The sequence below is a fragment of the Streptomyces sp. CB02959 genome, assembly GCF_002803155.1.
In the GTDB taxonomy this organism is placed as follows: Bacteria; Actinomycetota; Actinomycetes; order Streptomycetales; family Streptomycetaceae; genus Streptomyces.
The window spans coordinates 1-21,140 of sequence record NZ_NNBP01000003.1 but is presented as its reverse complement, the minus strand read 5'-3'; the positions used below and the strand labels follow the sequence as shown (position 1 = coordinate 21,140).

Below are 21,140 nucleotides of genomic sequence, written 5' to 3'. Positions count from 1 at the left end.
TCGACCCGAGTCGAGCCGCCCGGATCGACCGGTTCCGAGGGGCCTGTCGGATCCGCCTGGAATTGCCGGGAATTGAGTCGAGGGAACCGGGGAACCACCCTCTTGGGGTGAATCGGGCGCCTCTTGCCAGGGGGCGCTCGTAGGAGACCTTCCTGCTCCGAACCCGTCAGCTAACCCGGTAGGCGAGAAGGAAGGAAAGGAGTGCGCCCCCGTGGCGTCCAACAGGCCCGCCCCTCATACTCCGTCCGCGTACGGCCTCGGCGGCCCCGCCGACTTCGGTGGCCCGGTCGGCTTCGGCGGCCCCACCGGGCTCGGTGGTCCCACCGGCCTCATTGTTCCCACCGCTTCCGGTGATCCCGCCGGTGTCGGCGCTCCCGTCGGCCCGGCCCATGTCCAGCCGTCCTACGGGGAGTCGCCCGATCAGCGGCCGCCCCAGGGCGCGTTCTCCCATGACCTGCTGGTCCCGGACCCGCTGCCCCAAGGGGCGCCGTCCCCGGGCGCGCCGGTGGCGGGCCCGCTGCCCGGTGGCGAGCCGTCGCCCGGCCCGGCAGGCGAGGACGCCGACGACGAGGGCTCCCCGGTGGACGAGTGGGGCGACGGCGACGCGTCGGCCCGCCCGGTCCGCGGCAAGCACCGGGTGGCCAAGCAGCGCGGCGGCGGCCTGGCGCGCGGCGGAACGGTGCTGGGCGTCGGCGTGATCGCGGCGGTCGGCGCGAGCGGGGTGGCCGCCGCCGAGGACCGGCCGCCGGTGCCGATATCGATGCCCGACCCCGGCGGGCAGGCCGATGACGCCGCGTCCCGCCCCGACACCACCCCCCTGACGGCCGACGGCGGTGCCACGCACGCCCCGGCGGCCGCCGTCGCGGACGCCACCGCGGCGGTCGCCGCCCCCTCCCGCGCCTCCGCGCCCCTCGCCCAGGCCGGTGCCGCCCCTGGGGACGGCGCGCAGGGCGCGGCCGAGGCGCTGCGCAACCGCATCCTCCAGCAGGCCGACGGCCGTCCGGGCGCTCCGGAGCAGACCGCCGTCCCCCGGACGGCCCACGACACGGCCGCCCGGCAGGAGGCCGTGGAGCGGGCCGCGACGCGCGACGAGGAGCCGGCGCAGCCGGCAGCGGAGGCGGAGACGGCGGCGGAGGCGGAGACGGCTGCGGAGCCGGCGCGGCCTTCGGTCGAACCGGCGGCCGAGCCTCCGGCAGGGGCGGCGGCCGAGCCCGGTACGGCGCCGGAAGCCCGTCCGGCGCCGCAGGCCGACCGGCCCGCCGACGCGGCGCGGCCCTTCGTCGCCCCGGTCTCCTCGTACACCCTCACCGCCGGCTTCGGTCAGGCCGGCGACCGCTGGGCCGCGGACCACACCGGACAGGACTTCACGGCCCCGACCGGCACGCTGGTCAAGGCGGTTCACGACGGGACCATCACCCAGGCGGGCTGGGCCGGCGGCTACGGCTACCGCATCGTCCTCACCCTCGACGACGGCACGGAGCTCTGGTTCTGCCACCTGTCCTCGATGGTCAAGACGACGGGCCGGGTCCACACCGGCGACGTCATCGGCCGCGTCGGCGCCACCGGGAACGCCACCGCCCCGCACCTCCACCTGGAGGTCCGCCCGGACGGCGGCGCCCCGGCGGATCCGCTGCCCTGGCTGCACGCCCACGGGATCACCGTCTGACGGAACCGGCCGGCTGCCCGCGCCCCGTGGGCAGCCGACGGGGCGCGCCGCCGGCCCGGCCGCGGGGAACAACTCCCCGCGCGCAGACGTTGTCACCCGACATGACCGTGACACACGCCCAGAGCTCCGCCCCCACTCCCAAGCCGCTCGGTTCGCTGTCCGTCTCCCCGCTCTGCCTCGGAGGCAACGTCTTCGGCTGGACCGCCGACGAGGCCGAGTCCTTCGCCGTGCTCGACGCCTACGTGGCCGGCGGCGGAAACTTCATCGACACCGCCGACGTCTACTCGGCCTGGGTGCCCGGCAACAAGGGCGGTGAGTCCGAGACCGTCATCGGCAACTGGCTGGCGGCCCGCGGCAACCGCGACGAGGTCGTGATCGCCACCAAGGTCGGCGCCCACCCCGACCACAAGGGCCTGTCCGCCGCCACCGTCAAGACCGCCGTCGACCTCTCCCTGAGCCGTCTCCGCACGGACTACATCGACCTCTACTACACCCACTACGACGACGAATCGGTCGAGGTGGGTGAGTTCCTGACCGCCCTCGACGACCTCGTCCGGGCGGGCAAGGTCCGCGAGATCGCCGCGTCCAACATCTCCGCGCAGCGCCTGCAGGAGTCGCTGGACTTCTCCGCCCGCGAGGGCGTGGCCCGCTACGTGGCCCTCCAGCCGCACTACAACCTGGTCTCCCGCGACACCTACGAGGGCGAACTCGCCGACGTGGCCGCCCGCAACGGCATCGCCGCGGTCCCGTACTACGCCCTCGCCTCCGGCTTCCTGACCGGCAAGTACCGCCCGGGCGGCAGCGTCGACAGCGCCCGCTCCGGGAAGGCCGCCGAGTACCTGGAGACCGACCGCGGCCGCCGCGTCCTTCAGGCCCTCGACACCGTCGCCGCGGCCCACGACGCCGAATTGCCCACCGTCGCCCTCGCCTGGCTCGCCGCCCAGCCCACCGTGGCGGCCCCCATCGCCAGCGCCCGCACTCTGGCCCAGCTCCCGTCCCTGCTGGCCGTCGCCGACCTCGCCCTCACCGACGTCGAACTGGCGCTCCTCACTCAGGCATCGGCCTGACACGGCACGGTGTGCGGGGCCCCTACGGTCCCCGCACACCGCAACGGCGTCAGGACGCCCCCCGGTGACCGGCCCGCGGGTCCGGCCTCATCCGCGCCGGTCCGCCACCGCCCACGAGGCCAGCGCGACGCCGCCCGCCACCGCGAACACCGCGGGCCACGCCCCGATCTTCTTGGCCAGCGGGTGCGACCCGGCGAACGCCGCCACATAGGCACCGCCCAGCGCCGCAGCCGCCTTCGTACCGGCCTTCTGCTGCCAGCCGCGAGCGGCCACCGCTCCGGCGGCCGCCAGCGCCACCCCGCCCAGCGGCCGCTTCTTGGTCCACCGGGCCACGCCGTAACCGCCCACCAGCCCCGTGGCGGCCACCACACTCGTCGGAATCCCAGCCATCGCAGAACCCTCCCTTTCACGGACAACTCCCAGGAGCCTACGCGCGGCCCGGGCGCCGTGCGGGAGCACGGTCCACCCGGGGCGCGGGTCATCCTGCCGGAGGCCGGGGGCGGCCGATCAGCGCCCGTCACAGTCGCGCGAACGGGCCCCGTGCGGCAGCTCCGAGGCGCGGCGGGGCGCCGCGGCGGCGGGACCCGGCGCCCCCTCCGGCGGGTTCGGGGTGCCCGCTCCGCACGCCCACGCCTGGAGCAGCGCCGGACCCGCCCACGGCCGGTACTGCCACAGCCGCTCCAGGAGTTCGCGCTCCCGGGCGGCGAAGTCCGGGGACGGGCCCGCCAGGTGGGCGCGGCGGCGGTGGAAGGAGAGGGCGGTGGCCAGGGTGGTGTAGGCGGTGACGGTGCGGGCGGCGGCCGGGCCGTGGGTGCGGCGGGCGATGTCCCGGGCCAGGGCGCGGGTCCTGAGCGAGGAGAGCGCGGTCGGCTCGGGCGCGGCGAACCAGCCGGCCGCGGCGTACGGGGCGAGGTACACCCGGACCGACAGCAGCTCCTGCCGGCGGGCCCACAGCGCCAGCCAGGTCAGGGTCAGCAGGACCGGCACCATGCACACGCCGTAGACGGTGAGGAAACCGGCGTCGCCGAGGCTGGAGGCGGCGTTCCACACGCCGTGCAGCAGGATCGCGGCGGCCAGGCCGAGGAGGACGAGCGCGGCGCGGGCGGTGCGGCGGCGCGGGTAGCGGGTGGCGGTTATCCCGAGCGCCAGGCCGGTGAGGATCGTGAAGAGCGGATGCGCGAACGGGGAGACCACGATCCGTACGAAGAAGGTGCCGGCGGTGACGGAGCTCAGACCGGTGTGCCCCATGGACTGGTCCTCGCCGAAGGCGCTGCCCAGATAGAGGATGTTCTCGGTGAAGGCGAAGCCGGTGGCGGTGATGCCGGCGATCACGATGCCGTCCGTGATGCCGTCGAAGTCGCGGCGGCGGAAGCGGTAGAGGAGCACGATGGCGGCGGCCTTCATCACCTCCTCGACGACCGGGGCGACGACCGTCGAACCCCATGCCGCGGCCTCGGTCGGTGACGCGGAGGCGATGTTGTTCGCCAGCCAGTCGGTCGCGAAGCCGTTGGCCAGGACCGCGACCAAGGTGGCGGCGCACGCCCCCCAGGCGAAGGCGAACGCCAGATTCCGCCAGGGCTCGGGCTCGATCCGGTCCAGCCAGCAGAACGCCGCGATCAGCAGCGGCACCGGGAACACGGCCAGCCCGAGGCCGACCAGCAGACCCTCGGTGCCCGTCTGCCGCCGGACGATGCCGAGGATGAGGACGCCGGAGAGCGCGAGCAGCGCGGCCAGCGCGACGGCCCGGACGGTCTTGCTGCGCCAGGGCGCGCTCCGGCGCCGGGGCGCGTCGTGGGCCTCGGTGGGTGTGTACGGCGGCGGGCCGGCTGAGTGCTCGGGGAGCGGCGGCGGTGACGGGTACACCCATCGACCCTAGCGAGCGTGCGGCGGTGCGGGCAGGTGGGTGGGGAGTGCCGGGGGAGGGGGCGGGCCGGCCCGCCGCCCCCGGAGGGCCGCGGCCCTCAGCCCCGGCGGCGGAACAGCAGGTCGTGCACGGTGTGCCCCTTGTCCAGGCCCTGTCCCTCGAACCTGGTCAGCGGCCGGAAGTCCGGCCGGGGCGCGTACCCGGAGTGCAGGTTCTCCAGCGTCGGCTCGGCGGAGAGGACCTCCAGCATCTGCTCGGCGTACGGCTCCCAGTCGGTCGCGCAGTGCACCAGGGCGCCCGGCGCGAGCCGGGTGGTCGCCAGCGCCACGAACTCCGGCTGGATCAGCCGGCGCTTGTGGTGGCGCTTCTTGGGCCAGGGGTCCGGGAAGTACACGCGCAGACCGGCGAGCGACCCCGGGGCGAGCATTTCGCGCAGCAGGATGATCGCGTCGCCGTTGGCCACCCGGATGTTGGACAGGCCGTTCCGCTCCGCGAGACCGAGCAGATGGCCCTGGCCGGGGGTGTGCACATCGCAGCCGAGGATGCCGGTGCCCGGGTCGGCGGCGGCCATCTGCGCGGTGGCCTCGCCCATCCCGAAGCCGATCTCCAGGACGACCGGCAACCCGCCGAAGAACTCGTCGAGGTCGAGGCGGGAGAGCCCGTCGATGTCCAGGCCCCACGTGGGCCAGAGGCGGCGCAGCGCATCGGCCTGGGACGAGGTGACGCGGCTGCGGCGGGGCTGGAAGGACCGGATCCGCCGCTCGTGGTGCGAGCCCGCGGGGTCGGCCGCCGGCCCCGTCCCGTCGGGGAACATCGGCTTCCCGCGGCGGGGCACGGCGGCCGACACGGCGGTGGCGCCGAGGGGGCGCGGGGCGGGCGGGACGGCGGTCACCGAGGCGTCCGCGCCCGTGGCGTCGGCAGCGACGGTGGCGGATTCGGGGGTGGCGGGGTTCTCGGACACAGTGTGTCGATTCTACGGATGGCGCCGCCGCGGACCGGACCGTCGCCGACGGCCCGCACCGGCCGGCGCCCCGCCGGCCAACGGAGCCGCAGGTCAGCGACGTGACGGGGGAGGTCCGGCAGATCCGGCAGGTCCGCAGATCCGACCGGACCCTGCCCGGACCCTGCCCGGACCGCGCCGCCGGGCTCACCCGCCGGCGCCCCTCAGCTCAGCCCGCGAGGCGCTCGTCCCCCACCTCCCGGGTCGGGATCCCCAGGAGCCGGGTCACCCGCCGGGCCACCTCCCGGCCGATCGGCAGGGAGGCGGTGGCGGCCGGGGACGGGGCGTTGAGGACGTGGATCATGCCGGGGGACTCGGCGAAGAGGAAGTCGTCGACGAGGGTGCCGTCGGGGAGGACGGCCTGCGCCCGGACACCGGCCGGGGAGGGCAGCAGGTCCTCCTCCCGGGCGTCGGGCAGCAGCCGGCGGACCGCGTCCGTGAAGGCGCGGCGGGACAGCGAGCGCTGGAGTTCGCCCGCGCCGTAGCGCCAGTGGCGGCGGGCTATCCGCCAGGAGCCGGGGAAGGCGAGCGTCCCGGCGAGCTCGGCGGGACGCACGGTGCGCCAGTCGTAGCCCTCGCGGGCCAGCGCGGGGACGGCGTTCGGCCCGATGTGGACGGAGCCGTCGATGCCGCGGGTGAGGTGGACGCCGAGGAACGGGAAGGCCGGGTCGGGGACCGGGTAGACCAGGCCGCGGACCAGGGCGGCGCGCTCCGGGGCGAGCGTGTAGTACTCGCCGCGAAACGGGACGATCCGCATGCCCGGGGCGTCGCCCGCCAGCCGCGCGATCCGGTCGCAGTGCAGCCCGGCGCAGTTGACCAGGGCGCGGGCGCGGTAGACCGTGCCGCCGGCCGTGCGGACCGCGACCCGGCCCGGACGGCGGGAGATCGTGGTGACCTCCTCGCCGAGGACCACCCGGGCGCCGTCCTCCTGGGCGAGCCGGGCCAGCTGCCGGGCCACCGCGCCGAAGTCGCAGATCCCGGTCGAGCCCACGTGGATGGCGGCCAGCCCGCGCACCTCGGGCTCGTACTCGGCGATCTGGGCGGGACCCAGCTCCCGCACCGGCAGGCCGTGCTCGCGGCCGCGCTGGATGAGGCCGTGCAGCCGGGGCAGCTCGCTGCGGTCGGTGGCGACGATCAGCTTGCCGGTGACCTCGTGCGGGATGTCGTGTGCGGTACAGAACCCGACCATCTCCGCCGACCCCTGGAGGGCGAAACGGGCCTTCAGCGAGCCCGGCGGGTAGTAGATGCCGCTGTGGATCACACCGCTGTTGCGCCCGGTCTGGTGGCGGGCCGCACCGGGCTCCTTCTCCAGCACCACGACGCGTATGCCGGGCGCGGCGCGGGTGAGGGCCCGGGCCGTGGAGAGCCCCACGATCCCGGCACCGATCACCAGCACGTCGCAGTCGTACGCCGCCACTGCACCTCCCCAACCGCATGACCGCCGACCCGCTCGTCGCCGCGGGCCCGCGCGTCATCGCCGACGACGTAGTCCATCATGACGCGCGGCACCGACAATCCGCAGTGACCTGTCTGACCTGCGGCGACGATCCGCCGGCGAGGTGCCCTCGACGGCCGGTCCGCCGGCCCGTCACCGCCCGCCCCGCTGCTCCGCCCGTGCCACCCGCCCTACGCCGGGGCCGCCAGCAACGGCCGGGCCCGCTCGCGGAGTTCGACCACGCGCGGCTCGTCCCCGTACGGCTCCAGGCGGTGCAGGAGATCGCGGACGTACTCGGTGGTGCGGGCGGAGGAGATCCGGCCCGCGACCTCGACGGCACGGGTGCCGGCGGCGCAGGCCGCGTCCAGATTGCCGGACTCCAGTTCGGCGACGGCCGACACCACGAGGCGCAGCCCGTGCGACCGGACGAACTCCTCCGTGGGCCGGGACAGCGCCTGCTCGGTGAAGCGGCGCACCTGGCGGGGCAGCCGCAGGTCCCGGTAGCACTCGGCGGCGTCGGCGGCGAAGCGCTCGTACGAGTAGAAGTCCAGCCAGGACGGGTCCGGATCGCCGCTGCGGGACCGCTCCAGCCAGCCCTCGGACGCCTTCAGCGCCACCTCGCAGGCGCGCGCCTCCCCGGCCTTGGCCTGGGCCCGCGCCTCCACCAGGCGGAAGAAGCTCATGGTGCGGGCGGTGGCCAGTCCGCGGTTGCGCTCCAGGGCGGCCTGGGCCAGGTCGACGCCCTCGTCGGCGAACCCGCGGTAGGTCGCCTGGAGGGACATCGACGCGAGCACGTACCCGCCCAGGGGGACGTCGGCGGCGGCCCGGGCCAGCCGCAGCGCCTGGATGTAGTACCGCTGGGCGGCCTCCTGCTGGCCGGTGTCGAAGGCCATCCAGCCCGCCAGGCGGGTGAGTTCGGACGTCGCCCCGAAGAGCGCGCGCCCCACCTCGTCGCTGTACGAGGCGAGCAGCAGCGGTGCCGCGTCCACCCGGAGGCACTCCGGCACCATGGACGAGCGCCAGTCGCCGCCGCCGTACTTGGAGTCCCAGCGCCGGGCGTCCTCGGCCGCCTCGCGCAGCTTGGTGACGTCGCTGTGGCCGACGTGCTGCGGCGCCCCCGCGTCACCGGCGGCCGCGGCGTCCTTGTCCCGCGCCTCGGCTGCCTCCCGCGCCACCGAACTGTCCGCCGGCGATATCAGCCAGCGGGAGGCGGGAGTCGCGTACGCGCTGACGGCGAAGGATCCGGCCAGACTCTGCCAGATGCCGCCGCCCCCGCCCCGCCGGCCGGCGAGATCGAGACGGTACAACTCGGTCGCCGAACGCACCGCCGCACCCACGTCGCGAGGGAAGGCGAGCCCCACTTCGGGCGCCGGATCCGCGTCGGCCAGCCCGATCTCGTGCAGCGGTACCGGCCGCCCGAGCTTGCTGCCGATCGCCGACGCGATCAGATGGGGCGCGGCGCCTTGGGGCACCATGCCCTTGGAGACCCAACGGGCCACGGACGTCTTGTCGTAGCGAAGCGTCAGGCCGCGTTGCGCACCGAGGTCGTTGACCCGGCGTGCCAGTCCGGCATTGCTGATCCCCGCGAGGGCGAGAACGGTGCCGAGCTTTTCGTTCGGCCCGCGTGTATCCCTGGACATGCGCACCCCTCGACACAGCGACAGCCGCCCCGTACCCCGGGGCATGCGTCCACCCAGAGTAGTTCGCCGGATCCCTACCGTTAAGGGTCGGTGTCCTGGATGGCGAGATTCGTGTTCAAACGGGGGTGCGGGAATTGGCATGTGCTCCGGGTACGTGTGCCCATGCGCCCGTGCGTGCGCGCTGGCTCCTCAACGGCCCCCACGCTTCGATGAGTTCTGCGTGGGTCGGCCCGCTGCACTGGATCCAGTGGGCTGGGGGACACCGCCACCTCATTCCCCGCGGGTGGCGGTCCGGTCCGGGAGGCGCAGCCCGCTTCCCGGACCGTCGCGGGGACCGGGCGACGTTCGGCCACCGCGCCGCAACGGCACCGCGTACGGGGCGACGTCCAGGCGTCAACTCGATTGCACGGTACGGACTTTGGCCGAAAAGCGACGGGTGATGCTTTCACGCCGTCGGCTGTCCCGGGGGCCACACGGGGGGTCACCCGGGGCCGTCGCCGCGCACCCCGTCCACCACCAAGGGCACCGCGCCGCCCCCGCGCCGCCTCCCCACGGTGGGCCGCCGCACCCGCCGCCCACCGATATCCGGGGCCTCCTCCAGCACCTCCCGCAGGCCACCGCCATGGCAGCATGGACCGCACGACAGCTGGGGAATCCGCTGTACGGGGCGGTCGCCGGCCACCCCGGCGGACGGGGATCGGGTGGAGGCGGCGATGCGCTGGCTGGTGGGGTGGAGCAGTGCCGCGACCGCCAACAGGGAGTGCCGGACGCTGCTGCCCGTGGGCGCCCAACTCCTGTGGGGCGACCCCGACCCCCTCTGGGCGGTGGGCGACTGGCGGCCCCATGAGGTGCGCGTCGTCGAGGCCGACCCGGAGACCCGGCTCGCCGTCTTCGGGGTCTGCGGTGCCACCGACGACCAACTCAAGGTGGGCCTGTTCGCCGCCCGCGGCGGCGCCCTGCGCCACCTCACCGCCTGGCCGGGCAGCTACACCGCCGTCGTCCAGGTGGGACGCCGGATCACCGTCACCGGAGACCTGGCCGGCGCCCGTCCCGTCTTCCACACCAAGTGGGCCGGCGGCACCGCGTACGCCACCGCCGCCCTGCCGCTCGCCGACCTCGTCGAGGCCGGCCTCGACGTCGGCCACCTGGCCGCGCTGCTGGCCTGTCCGGACGCCCCCGAGGCGCTGGGCGCCGGCACCCCGTACGACGGCGTCCGCCGGATCCCGCCCGGCCACGCCCTGGTGCTGCGCACCGGCAGCAGCGAGATCGCCTCCTACGAGCCGCCCACGTCCCTGGCCGTCGCCGCCCCCCAACTCGCCCCGGAACAAGCCGTGGACGGCGTCCGCGAGGCCCTGGTGGAGGCCGTCCGGGCCCGGCTGGCGGCCCCCCGCTTCGCCCCCGACCCGGACCGGCTCGACCGGCTCGACCCCGGCCCGGTGCCCGGCATGGGCCCCGCGGAGCGGCGCGCGGCGCGCGGCGGCCCGGCCCCCGGCATCGGCGCCGACCTCTCCGGAGGCAGCGCGTCCGGAACGCTCGCCCTCCTGGCCGCCGGCCTCCCCGGGCAGCCCGGACGGATCAACGGCCACGGCGAGCGCCTGCTGGCCGTCACCTTCAACGACCTCGCCACCCATGGCGGCCAGGCCCAGCACGAGGCGGAACTGGAGCGCGCCCGCGGGATCGCCGAGAACCCCCGGCTGCACCACGTCGTCGTCGCGGCCGGCGACGAGGCCCTCCCGTACACCGACCTGGACGCCCTCCCGCTCACGGACGAGCCCGGACCCGCGCTGACCGTCGCCGGCCGAAACCGCAGGCGGCTGCTGTCCGGCGGCGCCGACCACTTCGTCGGCAACGGCGCCCGCCAGGTCCTCGACGCCCACCCGGCCCGACTCGCCGACCTCCTCATGGACCGCCGCCGGCGCCACCTGCTGCGCCCGGTCACCGCGCTGGCCAGGGCCGACGGCCCGTCCGCACACTCCGTCCTGGTCCCGTTCACCGTCTACCGCGCCGCCCGGAAGCTCGCCCGCACCCCCTACGCCACCGGGATCGCCGAGGCCGCGCGCCGCCTGATGGAGCGGCAGTTCGCCGACGAGCCGGTGGCCGGCGGTGCGGTGGACGCCTCACTGGCCGCGCTCGCCTGGTGCCGCCCGGGGCCCGCGGCACGTTGGCTCACGGGTGAGGCGCTGGCCGAAGTATCGGTTCGCCTCGGGGACGCGGCGTTGCGCTCGCCCGCCGCCGGCCGCCCCGGCGAACGGCGGGCCCGCGCCGCCCTGGCCCGCCAGGCCGCCGACCACCGGGTCTTCGAGCAGGCCGCCGAGGTCCGCAACCAGCGGCTGCACGCCCCCTTCCTCGACAACCAGGTGGTGCTCGCCTGCCGCGCCCTGCCGGACACCCTCCGGGTGCAGCCCGGCGCCCGGGCGGCCGTCCTGCGCTCGGTCCTGGCCGGCGCGGGCGTACGGGACCTGCCGCCCGGCTGGGGCGCCGCCGCGCAGCACACCCACACCGCCGCGGTCCGCGCCGGCCTGCGCGCCGCGGTCGGCCGGCTGCTCCACCTCTTCGACGCGCCGCTGCTCGCCGACGCCGGCCTGATCGAGGCGCGGGTGGTCCGCACGGCGCTCCGCGCGGCGGCCGAGGGCGCCCCGCTGCCCCTGGACGGCCTGGCCGAACTGGTCTCCACGGAGCTGTGGTTGCGCCGTCTGCTGGCCCGCCGCGGCTCGTGCTGGACGGGCGCGGAGGCCCCGCGGCAACGGGCGCTCGCCGGGGGCGTGGTGCCCCGCGCACGGCTCTCCTGAGGCGTCGGGGGCCGAGCGTCGCCGGGCCCGACGGCGGACGGTCCCGCCGCCGCTTCCCCGCCGCGGGGCGGCCGTTCGGCGCACGGCCGCCGCCCGGTGCGCCCGGCAGAACGGCGCGACCCACGGCGCACCGGAACCCCCGCACGCCGGAGGAACGTGGCGCACGCGGGCGTCCATGCGGACATCCCACCGAGGCGGCCCCACGCAGCGGGAAAGCGCGTCCGGCGAAGCCAGTTCCCGAGAAAGCCACCACCCGAAGAACCCGGGCCGGAAGAACCCGGGCCGGAAGAACCCGGGCCGGAAGAACCCGGGCCCTGAAGAACCCACTGCCTGACGGAGCCCCAGCGTTCCCTACCGACACCGCCGCGGCTTCATCGCCGCCGCGCTTCCGGCCCGCCGCCCACCATCACTCCAGCGGCGAGCCGCCCCCGCCCCGAGCCGCCCCCGCGCCCCGCTCACCGGCAACTGATCTGCGACCGCGCCCAGTCCCCCAGCGCCACCAGGTCGCCCGCGCTCTCCGGCTCGACCACCAGGCGCAGCGTCTTCCGGCCCGCCAACGGGACGTGCACCGGCACCGCGGGCCCCCCACCGTGCACGACCGCCGACCGCCACAGCCGGACCCCGTCCGCGTACACGGAGAAGCGCAGCGCGCCCAGCCCCAGGCTGAGGTCGTCCACGCCGGCCACCGCGTCGTAGGCCGTGCACTGCCGGTTGAGGTCGATGACCACCGAGGACGAGGCGTGCACGCTCACCCCATGGGGGTAGGCCGTCCCGCCGATGCTCGGCTGCTTCCGCTTCCACATCCAGCTGCTGTCGAAGGTGCGGACCTCCGGCTTGGTGCCGTCACCCGCGAAGTCGTACTCCAGCGCGTCGACCTCGTACGGCGTCGGCGGCGGGGACGGCGGGGTGGGGGTGGGCGGCGGGGTCGGCGTCGGCGTCGGCGTCGGGGTGGGCGTGGGCGTCGGCTCCGGCGGCGTCGGGGTGGGCGTGGGTGTGGGCGTGGGTGTGGGAGGTGGCGTCGGGGTCGGCGTCGGTGTGGGCTCGGGTGGTGTGGGGGTGGGCGCCGACGGGGGAGCCGGGGTCGGCTTCGCCCCCGGTGCGCTCACCGGCGGCCGCGGGGTGTGCGACGGCGGCGGGGCGGGCACGGCCGGCGCCGGACGCTGCGGTTGCGCCCGCGGCTGCGGTGCCGGCGACCCGGTCAGCGCGAACGCCAGCGCCGCGCCCGCGGCGACCACCAGCCCGGCCGCGATGCCGACCTTCACCGGAGCGGCCAGCCCCTCGCCCACGGCCGCCCCGCCGGAGCCGCCCGCCGCGCCGGAACCGGACCCCGCGGCGGCCGCGGCCACCCCGGCACCCGCCGCCGCCCCGGCCCCGGCGACCCCGGCCACCGCGGCGGCACCCTTGACGGCGTACCCGGCCGCGAACCAGCCGATGACCGCGACCGGCAGCACCGCCCCGATCCGCTGGTTGACGTCCGCGACCTCCAGCGCCGCCCCGCGGCACCGGGCGCACTCGTCCAGGTGCTTGCGCAGCCCCCGCTCGGCCCGCATCCGCAGCCCGCCCCGGGCGTACGCGCCGAGCCGGTCGGCGTAGCGCGCGCAGTCGCCGCCCGCGGTCAGCGACTGGCTCACATGCGCCTGCAGATACGCCTGCTTGAGCCCTTCCCGGGCGCGGTGCGCCAGGACGGCGGTGGCGTTGGCGGTCAGCCCGAGCAGCGGCGCGACCTCGCTCGGCGACTCGTCCTCGACGGTGGTGTGCCACAGCACCGTCTGATAGCGCTCCGGCAGGCTGCGGAACGCCTGCACCGCCATGGTCTGCTCGGCCTCGTGCATCGCCCGCACGTCCGCGCCCAGGTCCCGGGTGTCGTGGTCCAGGGACGAGCCGGCCGCCGACACCGAGAACACCGCGAAGTCCTCGACCAGCTGCTCCCGCCGGGCGGTCTTCGCCCAGGCCGCGGCGACCCGCCGGACGGTCGTCAGCAGATAGGCGCGCACCGCCGAATCCGGCCCCGCGCCGCCGCGCACCGCCTGCAGGGTGCGCGCGAACACCTCACCGGTCAGGTCCTCGGCGGTGTGGATGTCCCGGCAGCAGCTACGGGCGTACCGGCGCACCGCCTCGGCGTGCCGGCGGTACAGCTCCTCGTAGGCACTGTCGTCGCCGGCCCGCATCGCGGCCACCAACTCGGCGTCGGACGGCGGCAGATGCGCCTCCTGTCCCGCGCCCGCCGGCTCCTCCTCGGCGCCGGACGGCTGCTCCCGCCGCCGGGAGTGCCGACGCTGCGCCGGCACGCTGGGCCCGGTGCCCGCCAGGCCGCCGGCCGGCGGCGTCGCCCCCAGCGGCCCGGTCTGCTCCGGCACCTGCTCCGACGGGCGTCCCGCGCTTTCGCCGCGCCGCTCGTCCCGCCCGTCAACACCCATCGCCGAGGCTCCCGAACCCGCCGTCACACCGCAACACCGCGCAAGCGTGCCACACCCGTGGCCCAGGCTTCAGGGCTCCGGTGGGCAACCACTCATCCGGGGCGACCGCACTGGCGTTCACCCGTATGGGCTCTTGCCCGCCCACCGGGGTGCCCACGCCGCGCGACCGCCGCCGAACCGCCGGCAGGCCCCGCACCCGGGGCCCCCGGTGGCCGGCGCCGACTCCGCCGGAGCGCCCGGTGCACGCACCGGCACCAAAGCAACCGATGCACGCACCGGCACCAAGGCAACCGGCGCCGTACTCCTTGCCGCACGGCCCCCGGCCGCGGAGCCGGCGGCCGTCCCTCACGTGGTGGGACGCGACCGCAGCCCTTCCAGCAGGATCTCCAGCAGCCGTGCCGAGGCCGCCTGCTGCTGTCCCGGATCGGGCAGCGCCGGCGCACCCGTGGCGATCACCAGCAGGACGTCGGAGACGGTGACGTCGGCCCGCAGCGCACCCGCCGCCCGGGCCCGCTCCACCAGCCGCCCGACGACCTCCAGCAGCGCCTGTCCGCCCGGCGTCTCCTCGGTCTCGGCGCCCGGACTCGGCCCGTCCGCCTCGCTCGGCGCCACCCGCTGCAGCGGCACCCGTGCCTCGGTGCCGCCCTCCGGCACCCGCGGCTCGGCCGTGCCGTCCGGCACCGGCTCCTCGCTCGGGCCCACCCGCAGGATGCTCGGCGGCAGCAGCCGCCCGGCCCCCGAGGCGACCGACGTCCGCAGGAACCGCGCCAGCGCCGACCACGGGTCCTCCTCCTGCCCCAGTGCGGCCCGTGCCTGCTCGGTCAGCCGGGAGGTCTCCTCCTCGGCTATCCGCCGGACCAGTACGTCCTTGCTCGGGAAGCGGCGGTAGACCGTCCCGACACCGACCCGGGCGCGCCGCGCCACGTCCTCCATCGGCGCGCCGTACCCCAGCTCGCCGAAGACCTCGCGGGCCGCCCGCAGTACGTGTTCCAGATTGCGCTGGGCGTCCACCCGCAGGGGTGTGCTCCGCCCGTTGGCGCTGGTCATCGCGCCCGTTCCGTTGCCGGCGGCGCCGTTGACACCGTCGGAAGCAGCGGTCATCGCGACCGCCGTCGGCCATTGAGAGCCCTGAATGTGCATAAGTGATCCCCCGGTAATGACGTCTCCCCCCGGAGACTCCCCGCCCTGACGGCCGGGGTGACCCGACGAGAGGGTGCACCCCAACGAGATACGAACATAGTTGAGCCCGCGTCAAGATTGAAGGGGGCCCTACGCACACCGTGTCCCCCGATCGGCCCAATGGACCCGATCCGCCCCGCTCGCCCCTCCTCTCACCCCGCGCCAATCTCCGCCTGACCAGCGTACTTCGCGCCGCTCGACCGGAATGTCCCACTCCGCACGGCCGCCCGCGCCGGACATACTTTTCGACCGGCCTGTGGACAAAGACGTTCCGGCGGTGCGTCATGGAACAGTGCTGTGCTTTCCGGGGGCACAGCACCCGAAGGTGGCCGCGCCGCCGGCCCGGCCACCCGCTCGGTGGCGCCCCGGCCTGGTCGACACCGCGAGGAGAACCTCTGTGAAGACTGTGTCTTCGGACGACGTGGCGCGCATTCTCGTGGTCGGTGGCGGCTACGTGGGCATGTACACCGCGCTGCGACTACAGCGGACGCTCAAGCAGGAACTACGGCAGGGCAAGGTCGAGATCGTCGTCGTCGACCCCGAGCCGTACATGACGTACCAGCCGTTCCTGCCGGAGGCCGCCGCCGGCTCCATCTCGCCGCGCCACGTCGTCGTCCCGCTGCGCCGCGCCCTGCCGCACTGCACGGTCGTCATCGGCGAGGTCACCGCCATCGACCACGACGAGCGCAAGGCGACCGTCGCCACCCTGGCCGCCGAGGAGGCCGGCGACGCCGACGTCATCGTGGCCTACGACGAACTGGTCCTCGCGCCCGGATCGGTCTCGCGCACCCTCCCCATCCCCGGACTGGCCGACATCGGCATCGGCTTCAAGACCGTCGAAGAGGCCATCGGACTGCGCAACCACGTCCTCGAACAGCTCGACATCGCCTCCTCCACCCGCGACCCCGAGGTCCGCGACGCCGCGCTGACCTTCGTCTTCGTCGGTGGCGGCTACGCGGGCGTGGAAGCCCTGGCCGAACTGGAGGACATGGCCCGCTACGCCGTCCGCTACTACCACAACGTCCGGCCCGAGGACATGAAGTGGATCCTGGTCGAGGCGACCGGCCGGATCCTGCCCGAGGTCGGGCCCGACATGGGCCGCTACACCGTCCGCGAGCTGCGCGCCCGCAACATCGACGTCCGGCTGGAGACCCGCCTGGAGTCCTGCGAGAAGCGCGTGGTCCGGCTCAGCGACGGCTCCTGCCTCCCCTCCAGGACGCTGGTGTGGACCGCCGGCGTCAAATCGCACCCCATCGTGGCCGCGAGCAGACTGCCGCTGACCGACCGCGGCCGCCTCAAGTGCACCGCCGCGCTCCGGGTGGACGGCGTCGAGCACGTCTGGGCGGCCGGGGACGCCGCGGCCGTCCCGGACCTGACCGCCCCGCCGCCCGCCACGCCCGACGCGCCGCGCACCGAATGCGCCCCCAACGCCCAGCACGCCGTCCGCCAGGCCAAGGTGCTCGCCGAGAACATCACCGCGACCCTGCGCGGCGGCGAGGTCCGCAACTACGCGCACAAATACGTCGGTTCGGTGGCCTCGCTCGGCCTGCACAAGGGCGTCGCGCACGTCTACGGCCGCAAGCTCAAGGGCTACCCGGCGTGGTTCATGCACCGCGTCTACCACCTCAGCCGGGTGCCCACCTTCAACCGCAAGGCCAGGATCCTCGCCGAATGGATCCTCGCCGGTCTCTTCAAACGCGAGATCGTCTCCCTCGGCTCGCTGGAGAACCCGCGCGCCGAATTCGAACTCGCCGCGGGCACCGGCCGGCACAACGAAACCAGTTGACCGGCCGCTCGACCAGGGACGTTGGCCACCCGCCCGACCGGTGCCGACCGGCCGCCCCGGCGCCGGGAACTACGCCCCGACGCCCGGCATCTGACGGATGACCGTCCGGTCGGCCACACTGGACGTGTGACCATGGGTGGGCTCGTATCTGCGAAGAGTGACAATCACGAGGATTCAGGACGTTTGCTGCATTCCACCAGAGGGAGCCGACCGTGCCCCCCGCCATGCCACGGGGCGTTCCCGCACGCCGATGGCCCGACCCCGCGCGCCGACGCGAAGTAAGAGGTACCCCTCCGTGATCTTCACGCGCTGGAGCGCCAAATTCCCGGGCACACAGCGGCGCACCGCCGCCCGGTCCGACCGCCCCACCCCGCCGGCCGCCCCACCCTCGGGACCCACGGCGCACTCCGCCGCGCCCGCACCCACCGGCGACACGCCGGCCGGCCAGCCCGGCACCGTACCCGCCGCCCGCGCCGAGGGCCCCTCCGGCGACGACGCACCGCCGCCCGCCGCGCCGCCCACCGTCGACGCGCTCTCCGTCCACGACATCCTCGGCACCATCCCCGCCCTGGTCGCCGTCGTCTACGGCCCCGAGCACCGCATCGCCTACGTCAACAGCGCGTACGCCGGCGTCTTCGGCCCCCGCCCGGCCGGCCGCACCGCCCGCGAGGCCCTCCCCGAACTCGCCGAACTCGGCCTGCTGCCCCTGATGGACCAGGTCCTCCGCAGCGGCAGACCACGCACCGTCAAGTCCCGCAAGGTCCCCGCCGGCGCCGGCGGCGACCGCACCCGCGACGGCTACTACACCTTCACCTGCACCCCCATCGAGGTCGCCGCCAGCGGCCCGGCGCCCGACCCGGAGGTCGCCTGCGTCGCCCCGCACAAGGGCGTCCTGGTCTTCGGCGCCGAGGTCACCGACCAGATCGAGTCCGCCGAACGACTGCGGGCCAGCGAGGCCCGCCAGCGCGAGGCCGCGGTCACCCTCCAGCGCTCGCTCCTCCCCCAGGAGCTGGAGCAGCCCGACGACCTGCGCGTCGCCGCCACCTACCAGCCCGGCGGCACGGACGCCGCGGTCGGCGGCGACTGGTACGACGTGATCACCCTCGGCGCCGGCCGCACGGCCCTGGTCATCGGCGACGTCATGGGCCGCGGGGTGCGGGCCGCCGCCGTCATGGGCCAGCTGCGCACCGCGGTCCGCGCCTACGCCCGCCTCGACCTCCCGCCCCACGAGGTCCTCCAGCTCCTGGACGGCCTGGCCGCCGAGATCGACGCCAGCCAGATCGCCACCTGCGTCTACGCCGTCCACGACCCCAACGAGGGCCGCCTGGTCTACGCCTCGGCCGGCCACCTCCCGATGCTCGTCCGCGACGCCGACGGCACCGTCCGCCGCGCCGCCGAACCCACCGGCCCGCCCCTGGGCACCGGCGGCTGGCTGCACACCTCCGGCTCCGTCCCGCTCAGCTCCGGCAGCAGCGCCGTCCTCTATACAGACGGCCTCGTCGAGCGCCGCGACAAGGACATCGACGAAGGCGTCGCCGCCCTGGAGCGCGCCTTCGCCGGCGCCACCGGCACCCCCGACATCGTCTGCGACCGGCTGCTGCGCTCCCTGGGCATCACCGCCACCCACGACGACGACGTCGCCATCCTCGTCATCCAGAACCCGGTCCGTACGGGGCACGACGCCGAGCTGTTCCACAACGCCGCTCTCGAACTCCACGGCGGCACCGAGGCGGCACCCCGCGCCCGCGCGTTCGCCTCCGGCGTCCTCGCCTCCTGGCGCTTCTCCCCGGAACTCCACGACCTCGGCGTCCTGGCCGCCAGCGAACTCGTCGCCAACTCCCTCCAACACGGCACCCCGCCCATGCGGCTACGACTGCGCCGCACCGACCGCCGCCTGATCATCGAGGTCACCGACGGCGACGACCACCTGCCCCGCCGCCGACGGGCCGAGCCCGTCGACGAGACCGGCCGCGGCATCTCGATCATCGCCACCATCGCCTCCTCCTGGGGCTCCCGCCGCACCCCGGGCGGCGGCAAGGCGGTCTGGTGCGAATTCGCCCTGCCCCGCGGCTAGCCGCGCCCCCGGCCCCCGACGACGACGGCGCCCGCCGGGGGCGACACCTCGCCCCCGGCGGGCGCCGCCCCCGGACTTCACCTCAGACTGCCGCGGCCACCGGCTCGGCCTCCACCCGCTGGGCGGGCACGGCCGCCCGGTGCGGCTGGTCCTGCGCCGGGCTGAGCATCCGCCCCAACCGCAGCGCCAGCACCGTGATCCCGACCGCGCACGCCACCAGCATCGCGATGTACGCGACGTACATCCCGTGGCCGATCATCAGCGCCCCGACGGCCGGCCCGATCGCCAGCGCCAACTGCTTGACCAGAGCGAACGCGGAGTTGTACTGACCGATCAGCGAGGCCGGCGCCAGATCCGCCACCAGCGGCGCCACCGTCGGCGCCAGCAGCGACTCCCCGACACCGAACAGCGCATAGGTGGAGATCAGCAGCACCGTGGCCACCACCTGGTCACCGTGCACCAGCCCGGACAGCCCGGCGGCTATCCACGCCACCGTCCACACCACGCCCACCAGCGCCATCACCCGGCTCCGCCGCCGCCGCTCGACCAGCTTGAGCACCACGAACTGCGCCGCCACGATCGCCGCCGTGTTGGCCGCCAGGGCGATACCCAGCGTCGCCGGCTGGATCCGGGTGACCTCCGTGGCATACGCCGCCAGCCCCGACTCGAACTGCCCGTAGCAGGCGAAGAACAGCACGAAGCCCAGCACACACAGCCACACCATCCGCCGGTCACCGAACAGCCGCCGCCAAGCACCCTTGGCCCGCTCCTCGGTCGGCACCGCGTCCTCCACCTTCGGCGCCCGCGGCAGCCGTACGGTCGCGATCGCCGCGCCCAGCACCAGGAACATCACGGCCTCGATGGCGAACAGCCGCACGAAGCTCGACGCATGCGCCTCGTCCACCAGCTGGCCGCCGACCAGGCCGCCTATGCCCAGCCCCAGGTTGTTGAGGAAGAACTGCGTGGCGAACGCCCGCGACCGGGTCACCGTCGTCGAGCACCACACGATCATCGTGGCGAGCGCCGGCTGGATCACCGCTATACCGGCCCCCAGCGCCACCGCCGACGCGATGACCATCGGCTCGGTCGACGACAGGCCGATCCCCAGCGAACCGACGGCGGCCGAGACCGTACCGACGACGGCCACCGGCAGCGGCCCCCGCCGATCGATGGCCCGCCCGGTCAGCGGCAGCACGACCAGCGCGGAGATCGCCAGCATCGCCAGCACCACACCCGCCGTACTGGCACCGAGCTGCCGTACGTTCGCCACGTAGATGTACAGATACGGCACGGTGAAGCCGCTGCCGAACGCGCTCAGCGCGTTCCCCAGCTGGATCCGGCGCAGCGCGGCGCCCATCGCGGTGGTCACACTCACCTACCTAGGTCAGGTCATAAAGACGGATACGAATCAGGAACCCCCCGAGCCGAGTCGAGGCAGCGTCCACGACGCCCAAGACGTCCAAGAGCGGACAGTCACAACCTCAAGACTTCGACCCTAAAGTTCGAAGCTAAAGACTACACGATGAAGAACTTCAACGCCAATGACTTTCGTGTCATACTGCGCCGCATGCCAGATCCCTCAGATGCGGCCGCCGGAGCCACCGAGCCGAGCCTGGAGGAACAGATCGCGGCCTACCAGCGCGAGTTCCAGGACCTCGACCCTCAGGTGGAGAAGGTCGTCTCCGCACTTCAGCGCCTCAACCGGCGAATGAACGTCGCCTACGGGCGACAGACCGCCACCCTCGGCATGAGCAACGCCGAATGGGAGGTCCTCAAGGCCCTCGTCGTCTCGGGCGCGCCCTACCGCATGGGCCCCGGCGAACTCGCCAAGCGCCTCGGCCTCACGCCGGCCGCCATGACCCACCGCATCGACCGCATGGCGAACGAGGGCCTGGTGACCCGCGAGCGCGACGAGACCAACCGCGTCCGCGTCATCGTCGAACTGACCCACGAGGGCCGCGAGAAGTGGCTGGAGGCGATGCGCCAGGCATCCGTCTTCGAGGAGGACCTCCTCCAGGACCTCTCCGGCGACGAACGCCGCATCCTCGGCGACGCGTTGACCCGCCTGCTGCGCCGTGTCGAGGACGCCCAGCCGGACGCCGAAGGCCGCCTGAGCGACCTCGACTGACCGGGTTTGACACGCCCATCCCCGATCCGTAGTGTTCTCCGAGTTGCCAACGAGCCGGAACGGTTCTGCGGCGACCATCCCGCCGCTTCGCGGCA

14 protein-coding genes and 1 riboswitch are annotated in these 21,140 nt (G+C 75.0%); of the genes, 6 read left to right on the top strand and 8 right to left on the bottom strand.

The window, feature by feature from the left end; all coding sequences use genetic code 11:
• The first annotated feature begins 53 nt into the window (after positions 1-53).
• Positions 54-200: riboswitch (cyclic di-AMP (ydaO/yuaA leader) on the top strand.
• An 11-nt stretch (positions 201-211) separates the two neighbouring features.
• On the top strand, positions 212-1,666 hold the full coding sequence (locus CG747_RS05810; RefSeq protein WP_100600555.1) for a peptidoglycan DD-metalloendopeptidase family protein: 1,455 nt from the start codon (positions 212-214) through the stop codon (positions 1,664-1,666).
• 101 nt (positions 1,667-1,767) lie between these two features.
• Positions 1,768-2,733, top strand: coding sequence for an aldo/keto reductase (locus CG747_RS05805; RefSeq protein WP_100600554.1), 966 nt, complete (start codon positions 1,768-1,770; stop codon positions 2,731-2,733).
• Between the two features lie 87 nt (positions 2,734-2,820).
• Here CG747_RS05805 and CG747_RS05800 read toward each other — a convergent pair whose 3' ends face one another.
• The 5 genes from CG747_RS05800 to CG747_RS05780 all read right to left on the bottom strand — a co-directional run bounded on the left by CG747_RS05800 (position 2,821) and on the right by CG747_RS05780 (position 8,672).
• Positions 2,821-3,123: a hypothetical protein gene (locus CG747_RS05800; protein WP_100600553.1), complete on the bottom strand. Its 303-nt coding sequence runs from the start codon at positions 3,121-3,123 to the stop codon at positions 2,821-2,823.
• Between the two features lie 117 nt (positions 3,124-3,240).
• The gene (locus tag CG747_RS05795) at positions 3,241-4,596 is read right to left on the bottom strand and encodes a PrsW family intramembrane metalloprotease (RefSeq protein ID WP_257980244.1); all 1,356 of its coding nucleotides are present in this window, start codon (positions 4,594-4,596) and stop codon (positions 3,241-3,243) included.
• A gap of 98 nt (positions 4,597-4,694) precedes the next feature.
• Entirely contained in the window at positions 4,695-5,558 is an 864-nt protein-coding gene (gene trmB, locus CG747_RS05790) for a tRNA (guanosine(46)-N7)-methyltransferase TrmB (RefSeq protein WP_100600552.1), read from the bottom strand.
• A 208-nt stretch (positions 5,559-5,766) separates the two neighbouring features.
• Entirely contained in the window at positions 5,767-7,014 is a 1,248-nt protein-coding gene (gene lhgO / locus CG747_RS05785; protein WP_100600551.1) for an L-2-hydroxyglutarate oxidase, read from the bottom strand.
• Positions 7,015-7,223: 209 nt separating this feature from the next.
• Entirely contained in the window at positions 7,224-8,672 is a 1,449-nt protein-coding gene (locus tag CG747_RS05780; RefSeq protein ID WP_100600550.1) for an MFS transporter, read from the bottom strand.
• Positions 8,673-9,385: 713 nt separating this feature from the next.
• On the opposite strand from CG747_RS05780, the gene CG747_RS05775 reads away from it, so the two are divergent.
• Complete coding sequence (locus CG747_RS05775; RefSeq protein WP_100600549.1) at positions 9,386-11,461, top strand: asparagine synthase-related protein; 2,076 nt, start codon at positions 9,386-9,388, stop codon at positions 11,459-11,461.
• A 455-nt stretch (positions 11,462-11,916) separates the two neighbouring features.
• Here the strand turns inward: CG747_RS05775 and CG747_RS05770 are convergent, their stop codons facing one another.
• Together CG747_RS05770 and CG747_RS05765 are read right to left on the bottom strand one after the other, a co-directional pair.
• Positions 11,917-13,878 carry a sigma-70 family RNA polymerase sigma factor gene (locus CG747_RS05770; RefSeq protein ID WP_100600548.1) on the bottom strand — a complete coding sequence of 654 codons (1,962 nt, stop codon included), beginning with the start codon at positions 13,876-13,878 and terminating at the stop codon, positions 11,917-11,919.
• A gap of 345 nt (positions 13,879-14,223) precedes the next feature.
• Positions 14,224-14,979 (bottom strand): TetR/AcrR family transcriptional regulator, encoded by a 756-nt coding sequence (locus CG747_RS05765; RefSeq protein ID WP_100600547.1) that lies wholly within the window; start codon positions 14,977-14,979, stop codon positions 14,224-14,226.
• A gap of 475 nt (positions 14,980-15,454) precedes the next feature.
• On the opposite strand from CG747_RS05765, the gene CG747_RS05760 reads away from it, so the two are divergent.
• Both CG747_RS05760 and CG747_RS05755 read left to right on the top strand, forming a co-directional pair.
• Positions 15,455-16,843, top strand: a complete 1,389-nt coding sequence (locus tag CG747_RS05760) for an NAD(P)/FAD-dependent oxidoreductase (RefSeq protein ID WP_100600546.1) — start codon at positions 15,455-15,457, stop codon at positions 16,841-16,843.
• A gap of 295 nt (positions 16,844-17,138) precedes the next feature.
• Positions 17,139-18,917, top strand: a complete 1,779-nt coding sequence (locus CG747_RS05755) for a SpoIIE family protein phosphatase (RefSeq protein WP_100600545.1) — start codon at positions 17,139-17,141, stop codon at positions 18,915-18,917.
• Between the two features lie 82 nt (positions 18,918-18,999).
• Here CG747_RS05755 and CG747_RS05750 read toward each other — a convergent pair whose 3' ends face one another.
• Positions 19,000-20,286 carry an MFS transporter gene (locus CG747_RS05750; protein ID WP_100600544.1) on the bottom strand — a complete coding sequence of 429 codons (1,287 nt, stop codon included), beginning with the start codon at positions 20,284-20,286 and terminating at the stop codon, positions 19,000-19,002.
• 198 nt (positions 20,287-20,484) lie between these two features.
• Here CG747_RS05750 and CG747_RS05745 point away from each other — a divergent pair, with 198 nt between their 5' ends.
• Positions 20,485-21,045 (top strand): MarR family winged helix-turn-helix transcriptional regulator, encoded by a 561-nt coding sequence (locus tag CG747_RS05745; protein ID WP_100600902.1) that lies wholly within the window; start codon positions 20,485-20,487, stop codon positions 21,043-21,045.
• The last annotated feature ends 95 nt before the right edge of the window (positions 21,046-21,140 follow it).